Raw genomic sequence first — 19,500 nt, forward strand, 5'->3', positions numbered from 1 at the left:
GTGACATAATGTCACTTATCGGCACTCCGGTCGGGTGGTGCGAGAGGGCCCAGGGCGTAGGCGGATCCGTCCGGCCGGATGAACCCCCGCCGCTCCAGCAGGCTCATCGGATCCGTGGACGACAGGCGACAGCTGTCGACGTCGACGACGAGTCGCCCGTCGCGGTCCGTGACGTGGCGGACGGCCTCGCGCAGCAGGAACCGGGCGATGCCGACCTCGTGGTCACCGGGTCGCACGACGAACTGGTCGAGCAGCCACGGGTCGTCGCCCGACGACGTGCGGGCCGGGCGGCGTAGGCGGACCTGGCCGGCCACGTTGTCCGTGGGTGTCACCGAGACCGGCGCCTGGTCGAAGACCCAGGCGACGTCGGGCGGCCCCGCGGTGAGCCAGGAGCGGCGTCGCGCGTCGCTCCAGCCCGGCCCCGGGTGCTCCAGGAGCCTGAGGACGTCCACGAGCGGGCCGAGGTCACGGGGCAGGCGGTCCCGGATCATCAAGGCCCATGGTGACGCGCACCGCGGCTCCGGGTGCCCCCACACGCCGAGCGACGTCACGTGAGAGTGCCCTCACGGTCGTCTCACGACGACTTCATCACGGGGCGGGATCGTTCTGGTCAGTCGGGAGACACACCCGGAGAACCAGCACCGAAAGGACCGTCACCATGGCTCGCTCCAGCATCTTCTCCGCGCTCCAGCCGGCGCGCATGTCCGCCGAGGGACGCCGCACGTCGACCGACGACGGCCGTCGCCGGCGCCGTCGCCGGCGGCGCAACCGGCGTCGCCGCAGCAACTCGCGCAGCCGCACGAACTGACGCGGGGCCGGCGCTCCGGCGCCGGCGCAGGACACCACCGGGTGGGTGGCTCCGAGGGAGCCACCCACCCGGTCTGCACGTCACGGCCCGCCCAGTCCGCACACGTCCAACGCGTGGTCGATCACCGCCGCGGCGACCGAGGTGTCCATGCGCAGCACGATCTCGCCTGGTCGCCCGTCCACGTGGAGCCGCATCCGCATCGCGGTCGCGCCACCGGACTCCTGGAACGCGTGCGGGTCGCACCGACGCGGTCGGACCGGGAGCCGCAGCTCGCGCGGCGCGCCCGTGCCCGCCACCTCGACGGCAGGTCGCCAGACGTCGGAGCCGACCGGCGCCAGCACCGGGGTGCCGTTGACGCGGTCGACCCGGAGCCGGCCCGACTCCCCCGTGGGCTGCAGCGCCAGCACCAGGAACGCCGTCGCCGACGCGCCCCGACCGTCGACCTCGGGCGCGAGCCACCGCATCGTGGCGAGCCGGTCCGTCGCCGCGGCGTCGCAGCGGAGCGCCACGTGTCGTCGCACGACGCCGGTCGGATCCACGACCTGCACCGACGTCCGCGTCCCGTCGACGTCGAGGACGACACGGCCGGAGACGTCCCGTCCACCTCCGCAGGCCGGACGCTGCGGGAGGGCGACCAGGTAGCCGCGCGCCGAGCCGGCCGGGATGGCGCGCAGCCGATCGCCCGGCCGTGGACCGCCCAACCGCGGGTCGAGGTAGCGGACCGCGTCGGGATCGATCTCGGCGCCCGTGCCGTTCTCGACGTAGACCTGCATGCGGCCCATCGCGGCGTCCGTCGACGACTGCCCGACGTACGCCGTGACGCCTCCGGTCGCCCCGGACGGGATCGACGAGGGCGCATGCGCCGGGGAGCCCGACGTCGGCTCGGACCCCGACTCCCCCGCCCCGCCCGTCCCGACCGGGGCGCAGGCCGTCAGCAGCGCCACGCCGAGGGCGATGGCGGCGAGGCGGGCGTCCATGAACATATGATCGCCGCATGCTTCCCCGTGCGCAAGAGGTCCGGACCGCCAACCTCCTGGGCGCCCTCGCCGTGCGGGCCACCGACGCGACCCAGGACGCCGTGGCGGACGCGACCGGGCTGGCCCCCGTGGAGGCGGCCGCCGTCAACCTGCTCGCCAGCTCCCTGCCCAGCGCCGGCATCCAGGTCCTCGCCGACGGCCTCGGCCTCTCCCAGCCGGGGGCGACGCGCCTGGTCGACCGTCTCGCGCGCCGCGGCGTCGTACGACGGGGACCGGGGCCGGACGGTCGCACCCGCGCCGTCGTCCTCACCGAGGAGGGCGGACGCCTCGCGGCACGGGTCGCCGAGGCCCGGCGCGACGCCCTCGTCGCGCTCCTGACCCCGCTCGAGCCGTCGGCGCGGGTCGCCCTCGCGGCGGGGATCGAGCAGCTGCTGGAGCCGCTGGCGACGTCGACGGACGACGCCGTGCGCGGCTGCCGGCTCTGCGACCCCGTGGCCTGCGGCCACCTCGACGGGCGCTGCCCGGTGACCCGCGGCCTGGACGCCCGCGGGCGCTAGCCGGCGGCGGGCGCCACGCCGGACTGCCTTCCTCGTGATCCCGGTCACAGCGTGTGCGACGGTGGGGACACCCACTCGGTCGGGAGGCCCCGTGCGCCGCCGTCCCCGCTGCTCCCCCGCCCTCGCCGGCGCGCTCGGCCTGGCCACGGTGGCCGCGGTCTGCACGGCCGTCACGCTGGGCGCGGCCCCGTCGGCCTCCGCGGACCCGGACCCGGGCACGAGCACGCCGTCGGTCGCCCGCCCGGGCCCCGGGGCCGAGCCGGCCCGGTGCCCACGGCTCCAGGAGCCCGAGCGCTGGTACGGCGACGACGCAGCGCGGATCACACGGGCGATCGACCGCCGGGGACGCACCTGACCGATGCGGGTGCTGTCGCGCTGCGCCGCGCCTGCGGACCCCTCGCCCTCCCTGGCGAGCCCCTGCCCACCAGCGGCCGGTCAGCCGCCCAGGTGCGCTGCGCCGACGAGATCGTCTCGGTGCGCGCCGAGGAGACGACCACCGGCGGGGCGAAGGTCTTCGCGGGCTACCACCACCGGCGGATGCAGGGGACGTACGCCTGGGTCGGCCAGGTCCAGGCCGGCTACACCCGCGCCCAGGTCCGCACGCTGGCGAGCCGGGCGCGGACCGCGGCCCTGCGGGCCCCAGGACACGGTGTTCGGCCGCTAGGCGGGCGGCTGGGAACCGACGTACGCCGCGAGGTGCTGGCCGGTCAGGGTCGAGCGGTCGGCGACCAGCGCGGCCGGGGTGCCTTCGAAGACCACCAGGCCCCCGTCGTGACCCGCTCCCGGCCCCAGGTCGATGATCCAGTCCGCGTGCGCCATGACCGCCTGGTGGTGCTCGATGACGACCACGGAGCGTCCCGCGTCGACCAGACGGTCCAGCAGCGCCAGGAGGTTCTCCACGTCCGCGAGGTGCAGGCCGGTCGTCGGCTCGTCGAGCACGAGCACCCCCGTGGCGGCGTCCCCCATCTGCGCGGCGAGCTTGAGGCGCTGGCGCTCGCCGCCCGACAGGGTGGTCAGGGGCTGGCCCAGGGTCACGTAGCCGAGGCCGACGTCGACCAGCCGCGAGAGGATCCGGTGGGCGGCGAGGACCTTCGCGCTGCCGGAGCCGAAGAACGACTCCGCCTCCGCGACCGACATCGCGAGCACCTGGCTGATGTCCCGGGGATCCTCGGGACCGCCGAAGGTGTACTCGAGCACCGACGCCTCGAACCGCTTGCCCTCGCACTCCTCGCACGGCGTGGCGGTCCCGGCCATCGTCGCCAGGTCCGTCTCGATCACCCCGGAGCCCTTGCAGACCGGGCAGGCGCCGTCGGAGTTCGCACTGAAGAGGGCGGGCTTGACCCCGTTGGCCTTCGCGAAGGCCTTGCGGATCGGCTCCAGCAGACCGGTGTACGTCGCGGGGTTGCTGCGCCGGGAGCCCTTGATCGCGCCCTGGTCGATCGCCACCACGTCGTCGCGCCGCGCCAGCGATCCGTGGACCAGCGAGCTCTTGCCGGAGCCCGCCACCCCGGTCACCGCCACCAGCACCCCGAGCGGGACGTCGACGTCCACGTCGCGCAGGTTGTGGGTGGCGGCCCCCCGCACCTCGACCACGCCCGTGGGCGCCCGCACCGTGTCCTTGAGCCGGGCCCGGTCGTCGAGGTGGCGGCCCGTGAGGGTGTCCGCGCCGCGCAGCTGCTCGAGGGTCCCCTCGAAGACGACCTCGCCGCCTGCCGAGCCGGCCCCGGGGCCGAGGTCGACCACGTGGTCGGCGATCGCGATCGTCTCCGGCTTGTGCTCGACGACCAGGACGGTGTTGCCCTTGTCGCGCAGCGCGAGGAGCAGGTCGTTCATGCGGTCGATGTCGTGCGGGTGCAGCCCGATCGTGGGCTCGTCGAAGACGTAGGTGACGTCGGTCAGCGACGAGCCGAGGTGCCGGATCATCTTCGTGCGCTGCGCCTCGCCGCCCGACAGCGTGCCGGCGGGCCGGTCCAGGCTGAGGTAGCCCAGCCCGATGTCGACGAACGAGTCCAGGGTGTCCCCCAGCGCGCCGAGCAGTGGACCGACGGCCGGGCGGTCCAGGCCCCGGACCCAGACCGCGAGGTCGCTGATCTGCATGGCGCAGGCGTCGGCGATGCTCACGCCGTCGATCCGTGAGGAGCGTGCCGCCTCGCTGAGCCGGGTCCCGTCGCAGTCCGGGCAGGTCGTGAAGGTGACGGCCCGGTCGACGAAGGCCCGGACGTGGGGCTGCATCGCCTCGCGGTCCTTGGACAGGAACGACTTCTGGATCGACGGCACCAGCCCGGCGTAGGTGAGGTTGATGCCCTCGACCTTGATCTTCGTGGGTTCCCGGTACAGCAGGTCGTGGCGCTCCCGCGTGCCGTAGTCGCGGATCGGCTTGTCCGGGTCGAAGTAGCCGCACTGGCGGAAGATCCGCCCGTACCAGCCGTCCATCGAGTAGCCCGGGATCGTCAGCGCGCCCTCGTTCAGCGACTTGGTCTCGTCGTAGAGCGCGCCGAGGTCGACGTCGGTGACGGCGCCGCGGCCCTCGCAGCGCGGGCACATCCCGCCGGCCCGGGTGAAGGTGACCTTCTCGGCGCGGGTCCTCTCGGCGCCGCGGTCGACGGTGATCGCCCCGCTGGCGGAGACCGAGGCCGTGTTGAACGAGAACGCGTTCGGCGGCCCGACGTACGGGTCGCCCTCACGGCTGAAGAGGATCCGCAGCATGGCGTTGGCGTCGGTGGCGGTGCCGACCGTCGAACGGGGGTTGGCCCCCATCCGCTCCTGGTCGACGATGATCGCCGTGGTCAGCCCGTCGAGCAGGTCGACGTCGGGGCGCGCCACGGTGGGCATGAATCCCTGCAGGAAGGCGCTGTAGGTCTCGTTGATCAGCCGCTGGGACTCGGCGGCGATGGTGGCGAACACCAGCGAGCTCTTCCCCGAGCCCGACACCCCCGTGAACACGGTCAGCCGGCGCTTCGGCAGCTCGAGGCTGACGTCCTTGAGGTTGTTCTCCCGCGCCCCGTGGACGCGGATCATCTCGTGGGTGTCGGCGACGTGGGCGGCCATGCCGCTCAGACTAGGACCGCTCGCGCCCGCCGGGCCACGCGCAGACGACCACCCACAGCGGGAGGTCGCCGCACCGCAGTCGCGTCCCCTCCCGGTCCTCCGGACCGAGGGCGTCACCCGCGAAGACGCGGGCCGGCCCGGCGACCACCACCCTGTCCCGGGCGTTGACCAGGCAGGTCCCGGCCGCCGCGAACACGCCCCCGAGCTCGCGCTCGACGGTGTCGGCCAGCACGTCGGCGCCCATGACCCCGAGCACCCGGTCGGGCGCGACGACCGGGGTGGTCACGGTGACGACGACCTCGTCGGTGCACACGTAGTCGACGTAGGGGCCCGTGACGTGAGCGGCGCCGGAGTCGAGGGGCGCGGTGAACCACTCCTTCGTGCGGTAGTCGACGGACCGCGAGAGGGCCGCCGACTCGGTGATGCGGTCGCGCTGCTCGCCCTGCCACCAGGCCAGCAGGTACGTCGCGTCGACGGCGAGGTCGGGGTGCGCCACGAAGCCGGCGCCGAGGACGCGGGGGTCGTCGAGCACCTCGCGCGTCGGCGCCTGAGCCACCGTGAGGACCTCCTGGGCCGTCGGCGCCACGCCGTCGTCGCGCGGGAGCTCCGCGGCGACGACGGCGCTCGCCGAGGCCAGCTGGGTCGCGAGGGAGCCGAGGAGGTCCTCGACGGCGCGCACGCAGTGCTCCGGACGGGCGTCCGGGGGGACGGGCGCGGGCGGCATGCGGGTCAGGATACTGCGGCGCCGAGCTCGGCGAGGTCCTCCAGAGCCTCACGCACCCGTCGGCGGATCCTCGCCCGCGCCGCCTCGGCGTCCCCGGTCTCGACGGCGTCGACGACCGCGACCTGGTGCCGGCGGACCCGGGTGCGGTGCGCGTCCGAGCCGAACGGCAGGCGGAGCAGCACGCCGAAGTCGGCCTCCAGCCGCATCATGGCCCGGGAGAGGCGGGCCGAGGCGGTGAGGGCGGCCAGCGCGAGGTGGAGCTCGATGTCGACGTGGCGCCAGGCGCCGACGTCGACGGGGGCGCGCCCACCGGGGTCGTCGTCGACCGTGGCCAGGACCGCACGCAGCTCGCGCACGTCGTCCGGCACGGCCCGCTCGGCGGCGAGCTCCGCGCACCCGGCCAGGTTCGCGGAGTAGAGGGTGCCCCGGTCGACCAGCTCGACGCGGGTCATCGACCCCAGCCAGCGTCGCAGCTCGGCGTCGTCGTCGTGGCGCGGGCCGACGACGAACGACCCCCCGCCGCGTCCGCGCACGGTGGTGACCAGGCCGCGCGAGCGCAGGCCGACGAGGGCCTCCCGGGCGGTGACGGTCGCGACGCCGAGACGGGTGGCGAGGTCGGACTCGCTCGGCAGGCGCTCACCGTCGGTGAGGATCCCCGAGCGGATCGCCTCGGCCAGCCGTCGCTCGACCCCGGCCGCACGACCCACGTCCCCGATGGGGGCGAAGACCGCCGACCGTGTGCGCGCGCCGAGACGTCGGACGTCGTCCACGCACTCCCCCCTCGCTCCGGCCGCTGCACGGGACTATGCCAGACGATCGGATCTCCGGGCCCCTTGGACAGATAACGTCTGGTTCCATACCATTGGAACCGCGACCCGGGTGTTCCGCCTCGGGGTGGGCCAGACTCCGGTCGGTCTCCCACGGCGTCCGGCCGGTTCTCCCCCCTCCGGTCGGGCGCTGTGTCGTCATGCCCGGCGGGGAGGACGCTCCTCAGGCGCCGCGGGCGGCCATGATCTCGGTCAGCGACGGCACCAGGGTGGCGGCCAGACGCCCGCCCTTCTCCAGGTAGGCGTGCGCGCCCGCCTCGAGGGCACCCGCTTCGGCGGTCCGTGCCGGGAAGCCCGAGAGCATCACGATGGTGGAACCGGGTGCGACCCCGCGGACCAGGGGCACGGCCTCCAGGCCGTCCATCACCGGCATGGCGATGTCCATGAGCACCAGGTCGGGCTTCTCGCGCTCCGCGATCGTGACCGCCTCGGCGCCGTCGCCCGCCTCGCCCACCACCTCGAACCGCCCTCCCCCGCGCAGGGTGAGCACCATGGCGACCATCTCGCGGAGGTCCTCGGCGTCGTCGACCACGACCACCCGGCAGGTCATGAGGCGTCCTCCTCGTCGTCGATGGTCGCGGGGCCGACCCGGCGCAGCATGCCCGGCCTCACGTCCCCCGTGAGCTCCCCGATCAGGTCCCGCGCCCGGGTGGAGGTCGCCGCCAGCAGCTGCCTCGCCCGCTCGAGCTGACCCATGTCGAGGGTCATCTCGGCGGTCACGAGACCCTGGACGATGGTGTCGTTGACCTCGAGGGCGGTGCGCATGCGCAGGTCGCGCTGCGCCGCCAGGCGCCGCTCGGACTCGAGCTGGGCCACGACCCGGCGGTGCTCGGTGACGTCGGCGACGGCGCAGCACACGACGACCTCGGCGCCGACCCGGATGCCCGTGGTCGACATCAGCACGTGGTTGGTCGTGTCGGCCACCCGCAGGTCGACCTCCGAGCGACGCACCTCGCCGACGCCCACCTCGAGGAGCTCCAGGACCGCGGGAGCCCCCTCGGGTGGCACGAACCCGGTCAGCGGCCAGCCGCGCAGCGACGCGGCCTCCACGCCCACCAGCCGTGCGAACGCCGGGTTGGCGACCAGGATGGTCCCGTCACGGCCGAGCGTCGCCGCACCGTCCCCGAGCCGCTCGACCATCACCCGGTAGGGCAGGTCGACCCCCGAGACCGACACCACCCGCTCACGCCCCGGGGCGCCGACGACCAACCCGTCGACCTGGCCGTCGGCCACGGCGGCCAGGGCGTCCTCCAGCTCGCTCAGCCGCTGACGCAGCCGGTCGAGCTCCTCGCCCTCCCCGGAGGTCACGAGGCGACGTCCCCGAGGCCGCCGACCCCGCTCACCTCGAGCCCCGCCAGCAGCCGGGTGGTGTCGGAGAGGTCACCCACGACCTTGCGCACGGGTTCGGGCAGGCAGCGCACGAGCGTGGGGATGACCAGGACGCCGTCGGTGCGGGCCCGGTCGGGCTGGTCGAGGAGGTCGACGACCTCGATCTCGTGGCGCCCGGGCAGGTAGGACTCGCAGACCTGCGCGAGGTTGGCCTGCGCGAGGGCGGACCGGGGGGTCTGGCCCGCGACGTACAGGCGCAGGCGGAAGAATCCGGCGTCCGGGGCGCGGGCCGATCCCTCGGTCTCGGGCCCGCTCACGACGTGCCGTCCCCGCTGCGGCGGCGCGCGGCGGCGGCGCGGTCCCGGGCCACCGCGACCGCGGAGGCGGCCTCGGTGTCGGCGCGGGCCGCGACGGCGGCGACCTCGGCCTCGAGCTGGCGGCGCAGCGACGCGACCTGGGCCTCGACCTCGGCCCGGCGGCGCTCCAGCTCGGCGTCGAGGCGGGCGTGCTCTGCCCGCCTCGCGCGCTCGCGGCGTCGCTCCTCCTCCTCCTGCAGCTCGCGGCGCGACCCGGTGACGACGCCGTCGGGGCCGACGAAGACGTCGACCAGCTCGGGCCCGTGCTCGGTCAGCAGGAACTCGCGCACCTGGTTGGAGTGCGCCGAGCCGCGGTTCTTGATGGCGTACAGCAGCCTGTTGCGCTCACCGTCGGCCTCGACGTTGCGGAGCAGGAGCCAGGCGTCCACGAGCGAGGAGGCCGAGACCTCCGTGATCTCGACACCGGCCTCGTCGGTCAGCGCGGTGAGCACCGCGGTCACCCCGCGCGAGCGCAGGAGCGCGATGTCGCGGGCCACCACGGAGGCGCTCGCCCCGGCGGCGACCCCGCGGTTGAGGCTGCCCACGGCGTCGATGACCACGACGTCGGGCCGGTGCTCGTCGAGCATGAGGTGCAGGGCGGCCAGGTGCTCCTCCAGGCCCATCGTCGCCGGGCGCAGGTGCTCCACGCGCAGGAGGCCCTCGGTGCGCCAGCGGTCGAGGTCGACGCCGACCGAGCGCATGTTGCGCAGGATCTGACCGGCAGGCTCCTCCAGCGACAGGAAGAGCGCGCGCTCGCCGCGGGTGCACGCCGCGTCCGCCGCGGTGACCGCGATCGTGGTCTTGCCGGTGCCGGCGGACCCGCTGATCATCGTCGTCGAGCCTCGGAACACCCCGCCTCCGAGCATCTCGTCGAGCGCCGGGATCCCCAGGCCGATCCGCTCGTCGCTCACCGCCTCCGGGTCGACCTGGTGCAGCGGCATGACCACGAGACCGCGGCCGGTGATGAGGAAGGGGAACTCGTTGGTCCCGTGCTGCGACCCGCGGTACTTCGCGACCCGCATCCGGCGGGTCGCCACCTCGTCGTCGATCCGGTGGTCCAGGACCACCACGCAGTCGGACACGTACTCCTCGACGCCGTGGCGGGTCAGCCGCCTCTCCCCCTTCTCCGCGGTGACGACGACGGTGAGGTCCTGGCCCTTCAGCCAGCGCAGCAGACGCCCGAACTCCCGCCTCACGGCGATCTCGTCGGGCAGCGTCGCGAACAGCGTCTCCACGGTGTCCAGCACCACCCGGCGGGCGCCGACCGCCTCGATGGAGGCCTTGAGGCGCAGGAAGAGGCCCTCGAGGTCGAACTGGCCGCTCTGCAGGAGGTCGTCGGTCTGCCCGACCGCCGAGTCCACGACCAGCGCACCGTCCGCGCACATGGCGTCGAGGTCGAAGCCGAGCGAGCCGGCGTTGGCGACGAGCTCCTCGGAGGACTCCTCGAACGACAGCAGGACGCCGGGCTCGTCGTGGTCCAGCACGCCGCGGGCCAGGAACTCCACCGCGAACATCGACTTGCCGGCGCCGGCCGCACCGGTGACCACCGTGGCGCGGCCGCGGGGCAGGCCGCCGAAGGTGATGTCGTCGAAGCCCGAGATCCCGGTGGGAGCCTTGGGCAGCGCGTCGGACGCCTCGTCGTGCGCGTACGTCGGCCAGAGCCCCACGTGTGTCTCCTTCGTGCCGGAACGGTCCCGTCCGTCGCGGCGCAGGACTGCTGACGGCACTTGCACGAGCACTGTAGTGCCCGGGATCACCTCCGCGCCGCGCACTCGCGGGGGCGGACGGCGCGGAGCGCGCTCACAGCGTCCGGCGCATCACGAGTCGCGGCCGGCCCCCGGCGACCGCGGCGGTGGTGCCGACGACCGCGAAGCCCGCCCGCTCGAACATCGTGCGGGTGCTGACGAACGCCATCGTCAGGTCCATACGCTCGCCCGCGGTGTCGACCGGGTGCGCCTCGACGGCGGGGGCGCCGCAGGAGGCGGCCCAGGCCACCGCCCCCTCCAGCAGGTGGGCGGTGACCCCGGCGCGCCGGTGGCCGGGCCGCACGAGGACGCAGACGATGCTCCAGACCGCCACGTCGTCGACCGGGGGCATCAGCCGTGACGCGACCAGGCGCGGGATCTCGGCGCGCGGGCTGATGCTGCACCACCCGACGGGGAGGTCGTCGCGGTAGGTGACCACGCCCGGTGGGCGGGAGCGCCCGCACAGCGCCCGGGCCGCCCGCTCGCGGTCGCCGCCGCCCAGCTCCTCGATGTCGCGCGCCCGCAGCCGGTGCGACAGGCACCAGCAGTGGGTGGCGCGGCGCCGCGGGTTCACGACGTCGGCGAAGTCGTCGAACCGCTCCGGCGTCACCGGGCGGGTCGACCAGGTGGTCCGCTCCCCGCTCACCGGCCGAGTCTCGCCCCGCCACCCCTCGACGCGCCAGGCCCGGTGTGACGCGGGTGACGGAATCGCCTGCCGGTCCACCGGGTTCCGTCCAGGTCACCGGGATGGCAGCATCGCTCGCCGTCCCGGCCGCCCGCCCGGACCCGGGCGCTCGCCCGATCCCTCTCGGAGGAACGACGCCATGTCCCGCACGTCCACCACCCCCGCCGCCGGTCGGCGCCTGTCGCTGCCGCCGTTCTGGGCGCAGATCCTCGGCGCCCTGGTCCTCGGCGGCGTCCTCGGCTACGTCGCCCGCAGCACCGACGCGACCTGGCTGACGACCACGCTCGACACCGTCGGCGGCACCTTCGTGCAGCTGCTGCGCACGATCGTCGTCCCCCTCGTCTTCCTCGCCGTCGTCGTGAGCATCGCGCGGCTCCGCGAGGTCTCCAACGCGATGCGCCTGGCCCTGCAGACCCTGCTGTGGTTCGCGATCACCGCGCTGATCTCCGTGGTCATCGGCATCGGGCTGGGCCTGCTCACCGACCCCGGCCTGCGCACCAGCGTCGACGCCGGCTCGGCCGCGACGCCCGACAGCACCGGGTCGTGGACCGACTTCCTCACGGGCCTCGTGCCGGTCAACGTGCTCGGCCTGACCGGGTCCAGCGGCGAGGCCGGCGAGGTCGTCCTCGACTTCAACGTGCTGCAGATCGTCGTGCTCGCGCTGCTCGTCGGCGCCGCGGTGCTGAAGACCGGCGACAAGGCCGCGCCCTTCCTCGCCTTCGCGGAGTCCGCCCTCGCGGTCGTGCAGACGGTGCTGTGGTGGATCATCCGCCTCTCCCCCCTCGGCACGCTGGGGCTCATCGGCGCCGCGGTCGCGACCTACGGCTGGGACCTGCTGGGCCCGCTCGCGGTGTTCACCGTCGACGTCTACGTCGGCTGCGCCCTCGTGCTGCTGGTGGTCTACCCGGTGATCCTGCGCCTGCACGGCCTGAGCCCCGTCAAGTTCTTCTCCGGCGCCTGGCCGGCCCTGCAGCTCGCGTTCGTCTCCCGCAGCTCGGTGGGCACGATGCCGGTGACCCAGTACGTCACGACCCGCAACCTCGGCGTCCCGCAGGAGTACGCCTCCTTCGCGGTGCCCCTGGGTGCCACGACCAAGATGGACGGGTGCGCGGCGGTCTACCCCGCGCTGGCCGCGATCTTCGTGGCGCAGTTCTTCGGCATCGAGCTCGGCCTGACGGACTACCTGCTCATCGCGTTCGTCTCGGTCATCGGGTCGGCGGCCACCGCCGGCCTCACCGGCGCCGTGGTCATGCTGACGCTGACCCTCAGCACGCTGGGCCTGCCCCTGGAGGGGGTGGGCCTGCTCCTGGCCATCGACCCGGTCCTGGACATGATGCGGACCATGACGAACGTCGCCGGCCAGGCGCTCGTGCCGACCATCGTGGCGCGGCGCGAGGGGATCCTCGACGTCGCCGCCTACGAGGGCGACCGCGCAGGGGACCCCCTGGCGGCGGCACAGGAGTCGGCCCGGGCCTGACGCCGGTCCGGTCCGGTGCGGTGCGGTGCGATCGAGGGTGGGCCGGCCCCCGGCTAGCCCCGGTCGGCCTCGGCGGCGCTCGCCGCGGCGAGCGCCGCCAGGGTCAGCAGCTGCTTGCGGGCCATCACCAGGTCGCCGACGCTGACCACGCGGGCGACCGCCCGGCCGCGGGGCATGACGATCTTGAGCAGCAGACGGCTGGTCGCGGGGCTCGCGCCCGGCGCCACGACGTACGACAGGAGGGCGCCGAGGATCCGGCCGGTCAGGCCGACCCCGGGCTCCACGTGGAGCACCTCGCCCTGGTCGCGCCCCAGGGCGCGGGTGAACGGCTCGCCGACGACGGGCTCCGGCAGGTCCAGCAGGCGCCGGGGCGAGCGCCGGCCGAGGTTGTCCACCCAGTCGTAGGAGTACGGCGCCACGCGGACCTGGCCCACCCAGGGCCACAGCACGTCGGGCGGCGCGGCGACGTCCACGCCCCGCCAGGCCTCGAGCGCCGGGCGGTCGGTGCCCGCGAGGTCGTCGCAGGGGTACCGACGAGCCACCTCGGCGTCCGTGACGCCCCAGCGGTCGCCGATCACGACCGTCTCCTCGCGCCCGGTCCCGGGCGGGTCACCACGTCACGGGGGTCGTGCACGCGGTGTCCGTCGGCGCAGGTGAGGACCGCCTCGACCCCGGCGTCGCAGCCGCGGTGGGCCAGCTCCACGGCGGCGCCCTCGGGGTCGGCGTACCAGCGGGCGCCCCAGGAGGCCAGCGCCGCCAGGACCGGGTACAGCTCGAACCCCTTGGCCGTGAGCCGGTACTCGTGGCGCTCGCGACGCCCGGCGTCGCGGTAGGGCACCCGGCGCAGCACGTCGTGCTCCACCAGCAGCGCCAGCCGGTCGGTCAGGACCTGCCGCGAGATGCCGGCGTGGGCCTGCATGTCGTCGAAGCGGCGGATCCCGTTGACGACCTCGCGCAGCACGAGCAGCGTGGCCCGACCCCCGAGGACGTCCATCGCCCGCTCGACCTGGCAGTTCTCGGTGGACCACGCGAGCGCGGCCGGTCGTGCTCCGACGTCGGACCGGGTCTCCATCGGGACAGCCTAGCTGCGTCTGGTTGACAGACCGAGCCTCGGAGCCCTTGGCTGGGTCCATGACGCAGACGCAGGACCCCGCCCGGACGACCGGCCTCGAGCAGCTGCGGGCGGTGGTCGACGGCATCGCCCCGGCGCCCCCGATCTCCGCGACGCTGGGGATGGTGGACCTCGAGATCCTCGGGGAGGGCTCCGTCGCGGTGTCCCTGCTGCCCGAGGAGCGGCACTACAACCCGCTGGGCACCGTCCACGGCGGAGTCCACTCCGCGCTGCTCGACACCGCGTGCGGGTGCTCGGTGCACACCACGATGGCGGCCGGCGAGACCTACACCACCCTCGACCTGTCGGTCCGCTTCCTGGGGGCGGTCACCGTCGACACCGGGATGGTGCGGGCCGTCGGGCAGGTGCTGCGCCGCGGTCGCCGCACCGTGCTGGCCGAGGCGCGGCTCACCGACGGCGCCGGTCGGATGCTCGCCCACGCCACGTCGACCTGCCTGGTGCTGCCGACCCCCTGAGCCCCGCCACCCGGCGTACGGTGCACGGGTGCCGCTACTGCTCGGGGGAGGTGCGGGGTACTCGCCTCCCGTGCCCACCGCCTCCCGCCCGACGCCACGGCTCGGGCGCCGCGCGCTGCTCGGGGGTCTCGCGCTCGGGGGCCTCGCCGCGAGCGGCGGCTGCGCCGGGCTGACCGAGCGGGTCTCCAGCACCTCGCGCGGCAGCCGGGACCGGTTGACGGTGCAGGTCTACGGCACGGACACCGAGGCGGACCTGTACCAGCGACTCGCGCGACGCTTCGAGGACGAGAACCCGGGCACGACCGTCGACGTCACGTACGTCCCCTTCGCCGAGGCGCTGACCGCGGTCGACTCGGGTCTCCTCGCGGGCACCGCCCCCGACGTCTTCCGCGTGGACTACCCGACGATGGGCCTGTACTCCGGCACCGGCCAGCTGCTCGACCTCACCGACGCCGCCGACGACCTCGCGGCCGACGTGCGCCCCGCCTTCATGGGCGCGGTGTCCTTCGGCGAGCGGGTCTTCGGGGTGCCGCAGCACGTCGACACCTCGGCGCTGCTGTACCGGCCCGACGCCTTCGAGGCGGCCGGGCTGGGTCCCGTGCCCGACCGGCCCGAGGACGCGTGGAGCTGGGAGGAGTTCGGCCGGGTCGCCGACACGCTGCGCGACGCCGGGCCCGAGAGGACCGCGCCGTTCGCGGTCAACTGGCAGGAGTTCGGCGCCTTCCGCTGGCTCACCTGGCTCTACGCCGCGGGCGGTCAGCTCTACGACGAGGACCTCACCGCCGCCGCCCTCGACGACGAGGCCGGCACCCGGGCCCTCGACTTCACGCGCTCGTTCTTCGACCGCGGGTGGGTGCCGGCGGCGACGTCGACCAAGGCCACCACGCTCCCGGACGCCCTGTTCACCTCGGGGCGGCTGTCGATGGTGTTCGCCGGCAACTTCCTGCTGCCCGCGTTCGCCGAGACCATCGGCGACCGCTTCGGCTACGCCGTCACCTACCAGCCCCGCGACGCCCGTCGGGCCAGCGAGCTGGGCGGCAACGCCCTGGTCGCCAACCGCGACGCCACCAACCCCGACCTCGCCACGGCGTACCTGCTGTTCATGGCGGACGCACGTCAGATGGCCGACTTCTGCGCCGAGGCCGTCCTCCTGCCGACCCGCGACTCGGTGCTCGCGACCGGGCTGGACTTCGCCCTGGGGGCCGACCTGATGCCCGTCTACGCCGACCAGATCACCACGATCACCGACCGCGACGTGGCGGACGTGACCACGCCGACGTTCGCCGAGGTCAACACCGCCCTGGGCAACGAGCTCGAGCAGTGCTTCCTGGGCGGCGCCTCCGTGTCGGACACGCTGGGGGCCGTCGCCGAGCAGGTCGACGCCACGGCGGCGCTGAACGAGACGGGTGGTGTGGCGTGAGCGCTCCCCCGGCGCCGCTGCGCCGCCCGGACCGGGCCCGACGCCCGACCCGTCGGCAGCCCGACACCCGCGCCGCCTGGGCGATGCTGGCGCCCAACGCCCTGCTGGTCGCGGTCTTCCTCCTGCTGCCGCTCGGCTGGGCGGTCGTGCTGTCGTTCCAGGCCAAGCGGCCGTTCGGCCCGGGCCGCTTCACCGGGCTCGACAACCTCGTCCGCCTCGTCGGCGACGACGTGTTCTGGCGGGCGGTGCTCAACACCGTCGTGTTCACCGCCGTCACGGTCCCGCTCACCGTCGTGCTCGGCCTGGCCCTCGCCCTGCTCCTCGACAAGGCCATGCCGGGGCGCACCGTCGCCCGGACGATCGTCTACCTGCCGGTCGTGGTCAGCACCGTCGTGGTCGCGCTCGTCGGCCTGCTGCTGTTCGACGAGTCGATCGGCATCGTCAACGGCGTCCTCGCCGACCTCGGCGTGGGCCCGGTGTCGTGGCAGAGCGACGGCACGCTGGCGATGATCTCCGTGATGGTGATCGTCCTGTGGACCCGGGTCGGGTTCGCGCTGCTGGTCTACCTCGCCGCGCTGCAGGACGTCGACCCCGACATGCTCGACGCCGCCCGCGTCGACGGCGCGACGCCGTGGGTCGTGGCGCGCCGCATGATCGTGCCGACGCTGCGGCCCACGACGTTCTTCCTCGTCGTCGTCAACATGATCTGGTCGTTCCAGATCTTCGACATCGTCTATGTCATGACCAACGGCGGCCCGGGCTACTCCACGACCATGCTGGTCACCTACGCCTACGACCAGGGCTTCGGGCCCGCCCGCAACTTCGGCTACGGCGCCACCGTGGGCGTCGTGCTGTTCCTGCTCACCCTGCTCGTGACCCTGCTCCAGCTGGCGGCCAACCGCCGCGGCGACCGGGGGGAGGTCTGATGCCGACCTGGGCCCGGGTGAGCGTCTCGCTCGCCGTCGCCGCGGTGTTCGCCCTCCCCCTGTACGCGATGGTGGTGGTCGCGTTCACCCCGCGCGAGCTGCTCCTCGACGGCGGCGCCGGGCTGTGGCCGGCGGAGTGGACGACCGCCAACTTCTCCGGACTGTTCGAGCAGTTCCCGGTCTGGCGCTGGTTCGGCAACGCGCTGCTCGTGGCGGGCCTGACGACCGTGCTGTCGGTGGTCGTCAACCTGCTGGCGGGCTACGCCCTGGCCAAGCTGCGCTTCGTGGGCCGCTCGGTCGCGTTCCTGGTGGTGCTCGGCACGCTCATGATCCCGACGCAGGCGATCATGATCCCGCAGTTCCAGGTGGTCTCCGCCCTCGGTCTCGTGGGCTTCTTCTGGGCGGTCGTGCTGCCCTCGGCGTCGACCGCCCTCGGGGTCTTCCTCGCACGCCAGTTCTTCCTCTCGGTGCCCGACGAGCTCACCGATGCCGCCCGCGTCGACGGGTGCACGACGTTCGGCGCCTTCCGCCGCGTCGTCCTGCCGCTGTCGAAGCCGCTGCTCGCGGTGATGACCCTGCTGGCGTTCATGCAGCAGTGGAACGACTTCCTGTGGCCGCTGATCGCGCTGCGCGACCCCGACCTCTACACGCTCCCGGTCGCGCTGCGGTTCCTGCAGGGCGCCTACGACGCCGACTACGGCGGGATCATGGCGATGGCGCTGCTGTCCTCGGTGCCCCTGCTGGTCATGTTCGTCGTGCTCCAGCGCTACTTCGTGGCCGGCCTGGCCCGCTCCGGCCTCAAGTGAGCGCCGGGTCGTCGGAACCGTCGGGGGTGGGGTAGCGTGACCCCCGAAAGGGAGTAGTCCCCAACAGCCGTGTCGACACACTGGCCCGCCTCGGCGGTCCCGGCACGGCGGGCCACCGCGAGGTGGCGGACGAGACTTTCGACCAGCGCACCGTCCCCTGCCACACGACGACGCGCTCGGTCGGAAGCGCGTCCTCTCCCGGGGTCCGTGGTCCGGCCGGGCGCCGAACGGAGAAGCCCCGTGTCCGAGATCCTCTACGCCTTCGCGCTGTCGACGGGCGTCATCTTCGTCGCCGAGCTCGGCGACAAGTCCCAGCTCATGGCGATGACCTTCGCCACCCGCTACCGCGCCCGCGACGTCCTCATCGGCATCACCGTCGCCACCGCGGTCGTCCACCTCGCCTCGGTCGGCATCGGCTACGCGATGGGCACCGCCTTCGAGGACTACCAGGGCGCGATCTCGGTCGTCGCCGGCGTCGCCTTCCTCGCCTTCGCGGCCTGGACGCTGCGCGGCGACGAGCTCACCGAGGCCGAGGCCAGCAAGGCGCGCAACGCGACCAAGGCCGCCATCGTCGCGGTCGGCACCGCGTTCTTCCTCGCCGAGCTGGGTGACAAGACCATGCTCGCGACGATCGTCCTGGCCACCCGCGAGGACTGGGTCGGCGTCTGGATCGGCTCGACCCTGGGCATGGTCGCGGCCGACGCGCTGGCGATCGTGGTCGGCGCGGTGCTCGGCCGGCACCTGCCCGAGAAGGTGATCAAGATCGGCGCCGCGGTGCTGTTCGCGATCTTCGGCGTGCTGCTGATCCTCGAGGGCGCCGGCGTGCTGGGCTGACCCGGTCCCGCCGGTCCGGGTCGGTGGGGGTCAGCCGGGGAGGCCCGGCAGCGCGCCGCTGAGCGTGTCCGGCAGCGCCGAGAGGTCGTGCACGCGGACCACGTGGGCGAGGTCGGGCGGTGCGCCGGCGTCGTGGCGGTCCACGAGCACGGCGCCCATCCCGGCGCCGAGGGCGCCACGGACGTCGTTGGCCACCGAGTCGCCCACCATGACGGCCTCCGCCACCGCCACCCCGAGCCGGGCGGCCGTTGCCGTGAACGCCCTCGCGTCGGGCTTGGCCGCCGGCAGGTCGGCCGACGCGGCCACGACGTCGACGGCCCCGAGCAGGCCGGTCGTGCGCAGCTTGGCGGTCTGGATGTCGGTCTCCCCGTTGGTCAGCACGGCGACGGCGAGCCCCGCCCGGCGGCAGCGCTGCAGGGCGGGGAGCGCGTCGTCGTAGGCCCGCCAGCCGGCCGCGTAGCGCCGCTGGTAGTCGCCGAACAGGCGGTCCGCCTCGGCGTCGGTGGCGTCCGTGCGGCCGGTGAACGCCCGGATCCGGACCCGGCGGTGCTCCAGGTGGCTCAGCTCGCGGCGCTGGTAGCGCGCGTAGTGGACGTCGGTGAGGTGGTGCCACGCGGCGAGGAGGTCGTCGGCGGGTCGCCGCAGGCCGTGGGCGGCGGCGAACGCGAGGACCGCCTCCGAGGCCGCCGCCCGGTGGTCGAGGAGGGTGTCGTCGAGGTCGAGGACGACCGCGCGCAGGGAGCGCCGCGGGCCGGTCGACAGCTCGGTCACCCGCCGTCCGTGAGACCGGCGGCCGCGAAGGCGCGACCGTAGACGTCCCGCACCACGGCCTCCTTGCGGGCGTTGTAGGCCATCGTGTGCTCCCCGGCGGCGTTGCTCGCCGCGGCCGCACCGCGCTTGGCACGGGCGTAGAGCTCACGGTCGTCCGCGTCCGCGCGCAGCCAGTCGCGGAAGACGCGGTGCTTCCAGGGCTCCGGCGACTCGGGTCCGAACACGTGCAGGTTGACCGCCGGATCCTCCAGGCGCAGGCACCGGTGGCCGTGCCACCAGGGCTCGCGCACACGCAGCACGAAGCCGGCCGCCTCCAGGGGCGGCAGCCACCGCGGCTCGTCCTCGGGATCGGCGACGACGAGGTCGACGTCGAGGATCGGCTTGGCCGGCAGGTCCGGCACCGACGTCGAGCCGACGTGCTGGAGCAGGAGGACCCGCAGACCGAGCGCCTCGCGGACGAGGGCGGCCACCGCGTCGTACGCGAGGGGCCAGGCGGGGTCCGGCTCGACCACGTCGACGCCGACGGCGGGGACGTAGCCGCCGACCCAGGGCGACTCCCCCGGCGGCGGGGGCGGGTCGTGGAACGTCGTGATGTCGGTGCGGCTGACCACGGACCCGACCCT

Annotated in this window: 23 protein-coding genes; 9 read left to right on the forward strand and 14 right to left on the reverse strand. The window is 74.3% G+C overall.

Going from position 1 to position 19,500, the window contains the following annotated elements:
- Positions 1-11 precede the first annotated feature (11 nt).
- The gene (locus tag ABD158_RS03545; protein ID WP_344003798.1) at positions 12-491 is read right to left on the reverse strand and encodes a hypothetical protein; all 480 of its coding nucleotides are present in this window, start codon (positions 489-491) and stop codon (positions 12-14) included.
- Between the two features lie 167 nt (positions 492-658).
- Between ABD158_RS03545 and ABD158_RS03550 the strand changes: the two genes are divergently transcribed.
- The gene (locus tag ABD158_RS03550; protein WP_344003801.1) at positions 659-808 is read left to right on the forward strand and encodes a hypothetical protein; all 150 of its coding nucleotides are present in this window, start codon (positions 659-661) and stop codon (positions 806-808) included.
- 80 nt (positions 809-888) lie between these two features.
- Here ABD158_RS03550 and ABD158_RS03555 read toward each other — a convergent pair whose 3' ends face one another.
- Entirely contained in the window at positions 889-1,785 is an 897-nt protein-coding gene (locus tag ABD158_RS03555; protein ID WP_344003803.1) for a hypothetical protein, read from the reverse strand.
- 17 nt (positions 1,786-1,802) lie between these two features.
- Here ABD158_RS03555 and ABD158_RS03560 point away from each other — a divergent pair, with 17 nt between their 5' ends.
- Together ABD158_RS03560 and ABD158_RS03565 are read left to right on the forward strand one after the other, a co-directional pair.
- Complete coding sequence (locus tag ABD158_RS03560; protein WP_344003806.1) at positions 1,803-2,342, forward strand: MarR family winged helix-turn-helix transcriptional regulator; 540 nt, start codon at positions 1,803-1,805, stop codon at positions 2,340-2,342.
- A gap of 91 nt (positions 2,343-2,433) precedes the next feature.
- The gene (locus tag ABD158_RS03565) at positions 2,434-2,697 is read left to right on the forward strand and encodes a hypothetical protein (protein WP_344003809.1); all 264 of its coding nucleotides are present in this window, start codon (positions 2,434-2,436) and stop codon (positions 2,695-2,697) included.
- Positions 2,698-3,002: 305 nt separating this feature from the next.
- Here the strand turns inward: ABD158_RS03565 and ABD158_RS03570 are convergent, their stop codons facing one another.
- From ABD158_RS03570 to ABD158_RS03605, 8 genes are all read right to left on the reverse strand, one after another.
- Positions 3,003-5,390, reverse strand: coding sequence for an excinuclease ABC subunit UvrA (locus ABD158_RS03570; RefSeq protein WP_344003812.1), 2,388 nt, complete (start codon positions 5,388-5,390; stop codon positions 3,003-3,005).
- A 10-nt stretch (positions 5,391-5,400) separates the two neighbouring features.
- Positions 5,401-6,114, reverse strand: a complete 714-nt coding sequence (locus tag ABD158_RS03575; RefSeq protein WP_344003815.1) for a PDC sensor domain-containing protein — start codon at positions 6,112-6,114, stop codon at positions 5,401-5,403.
- 5 nt (positions 6,115-6,119) lie between these two features.
- Complete coding sequence (locus ABD158_RS03580; RefSeq protein ID WP_344003817.1) at positions 6,120-6,884, reverse strand: FadR/GntR family transcriptional regulator; 765 nt, start codon at positions 6,882-6,884, stop codon at positions 6,120-6,122.
- Positions 6,885-7,104: 220 nt separating this feature from the next.
- Entirely contained in the window at positions 7,105-7,491 is a 387-nt protein-coding gene (locus ABD158_RS03585; protein ID WP_344003819.1) for a response regulator transcription factor, read from the reverse strand.
- Positions 7,488-8,249 (reverse strand): PAS domain S-box protein, encoded by a 762-nt coding sequence (locus ABD158_RS03590; RefSeq protein ID WP_344003821.1) that lies wholly within the window; start codon positions 8,247-8,249, stop codon positions 7,488-7,490. Before ABD158_RS03590 ends, ABD158_RS03585 begins: the two co-directional genes overlap by 4 nt.
- Positions 8,246-8,587, reverse strand: coding sequence for a circadian clock KaiB family protein (locus ABD158_RS03595; protein WP_344003824.1), 342 nt, complete (start codon positions 8,585-8,587; stop codon positions 8,246-8,248). The genes ABD158_RS03590 and ABD158_RS03595 overlap by 4 nt, the downstream gene beginning before the upstream one ends.
- The gene (gene kaiC, locus ABD158_RS03600; protein WP_344003827.1) at positions 8,584-10,293 is read right to left on the reverse strand and encodes a circadian clock protein KaiC; all 1,710 of its coding nucleotides are present in this window, start codon (positions 10,291-10,293) and stop codon (positions 8,584-8,586) included. Before kaiC ends, ABD158_RS03595 begins: the two co-directional genes overlap by 4 nt.
- Positions 10,294-10,426: 133 nt before the next feature.
- Positions 10,427-11,017 (reverse strand): GNAT family N-acetyltransferase, encoded by a 591-nt coding sequence (locus ABD158_RS03605; protein WP_344003830.1) that lies wholly within the window; start codon positions 11,015-11,017, stop codon positions 10,427-10,429.
- A 178-nt stretch (positions 11,018-11,195) separates the two neighbouring features.
- Here ABD158_RS03605 and ABD158_RS03610 point away from each other — a divergent pair, with 178 nt between their 5' ends.
- On the forward strand, positions 11,196-12,533 hold the full coding sequence (locus ABD158_RS03610) for a dicarboxylate/amino acid:cation symporter (RefSeq protein WP_344003834.1): 1,338 nt from the start codon (positions 11,196-11,198) through the stop codon (positions 12,531-12,533).
- Between the two features lie 53 nt (positions 12,534-12,586).
- Here the strand turns inward: ABD158_RS03610 and ABD158_RS03615 are convergent, their stop codons facing one another.
- Both ABD158_RS03615 and ABD158_RS03620 read right to left on the reverse strand, forming a co-directional pair.
- The gene (locus ABD158_RS03615; RefSeq protein ID WP_344003838.1) at positions 12,587-13,111 is read right to left on the reverse strand and encodes a hypothetical protein; all 525 of its coding nucleotides are present in this window, start codon (positions 13,109-13,111) and stop codon (positions 12,587-12,589) included.
- Complete coding sequence (locus ABD158_RS03620; protein WP_344003841.1) at positions 13,108-13,605, reverse strand: winged helix-turn-helix transcriptional regulator; 498 nt, start codon at positions 13,603-13,605, stop codon at positions 13,108-13,110. Before ABD158_RS03620 ends, ABD158_RS03615 begins: the two co-directional genes overlap by 4 nt.
- A 59-nt stretch (positions 13,606-13,664) precedes the next feature.
- Here ABD158_RS03620 and ABD158_RS03625 point away from each other — a divergent pair, with 59 nt between their 5' ends.
- From ABD158_RS03625 to ABD158_RS03645, 5 genes are all read left to right on the forward strand, one after another.
- Positions 13,665-14,120 (forward strand): PaaI family thioesterase, encoded by a 456-nt coding sequence (locus ABD158_RS03625; protein WP_344003844.1) that lies wholly within the window; start codon positions 13,665-13,667, stop codon positions 14,118-14,120.
- Positions 14,121-14,190: 70 nt separating this feature from the next.
- Positions 14,191-15,540 (forward strand): ABC transporter substrate-binding protein, encoded by a 1,350-nt coding sequence (locus ABD158_RS03630; protein WP_344003847.1) that lies wholly within the window; start codon positions 14,191-14,193, stop codon positions 15,538-15,540.
- Positions 15,537-16,466 carry a carbohydrate ABC transporter permease gene (locus ABD158_RS03635; protein WP_344003850.1) on the forward strand — a complete coding sequence of 310 codons (930 nt, stop codon included), beginning with the start codon at positions 15,537-15,539 and terminating at the stop codon, positions 16,464-16,466. Before ABD158_RS03630 ends, ABD158_RS03635 begins: the two co-directional genes overlap by 4 nt.
- Complete coding sequence (locus ABD158_RS03640; RefSeq protein ID WP_344003853.1) at positions 16,466-17,272, forward strand: carbohydrate ABC transporter permease; 807 nt, start codon at positions 16,466-16,468, stop codon at positions 17,270-17,272. The genes ABD158_RS03635 and ABD158_RS03640 overlap by 1 nt, the downstream gene beginning before the upstream one ends.
- 240 nt (positions 17,273-17,512) lie before the next feature.
- Complete coding sequence (locus ABD158_RS03645; RefSeq protein WP_344003856.1) at positions 17,513-18,106, forward strand: TMEM165/GDT1 family protein; 594 nt, start codon at positions 17,513-17,515, stop codon at positions 18,104-18,106.
- A 30-nt stretch (positions 18,107-18,136) separates the two neighbouring features.
- Here ABD158_RS03645 and ABD158_RS03650 read toward each other — a convergent pair whose 3' ends face one another.
- Positions 18,137-18,877 carry an HAD family hydrolase gene (locus tag ABD158_RS03650; RefSeq protein ID WP_344003858.1) on the reverse strand — a complete coding sequence of 247 codons (741 nt, stop codon included), beginning with the start codon at positions 18,875-18,877 and terminating at the stop codon, positions 18,137-18,139.
- Positions 18,874-19,488: a GrpB family protein gene (locus ABD158_RS03655; RefSeq protein ID WP_344003860.1), complete on the reverse strand. Its 615-nt coding sequence runs from the start codon at positions 19,486-19,488 to the stop codon at positions 18,874-18,876. Before ABD158_RS03655 ends, ABD158_RS03650 begins: the two co-directional genes overlap by 4 nt.
- Between the last annotated feature and the right edge of the window lie 12 nt (positions 19,489-19,500).

It is taken from the genome of Nocardioides lentus (assembly GCF_039529515.1).
In the GTDB taxonomy this organism is placed as follows: domain Bacteria; phylum Actinomycetota; class Actinomycetes; order Propionibacteriales; family Nocardioidaceae; genus Nocardioides; species Nocardioides lentus.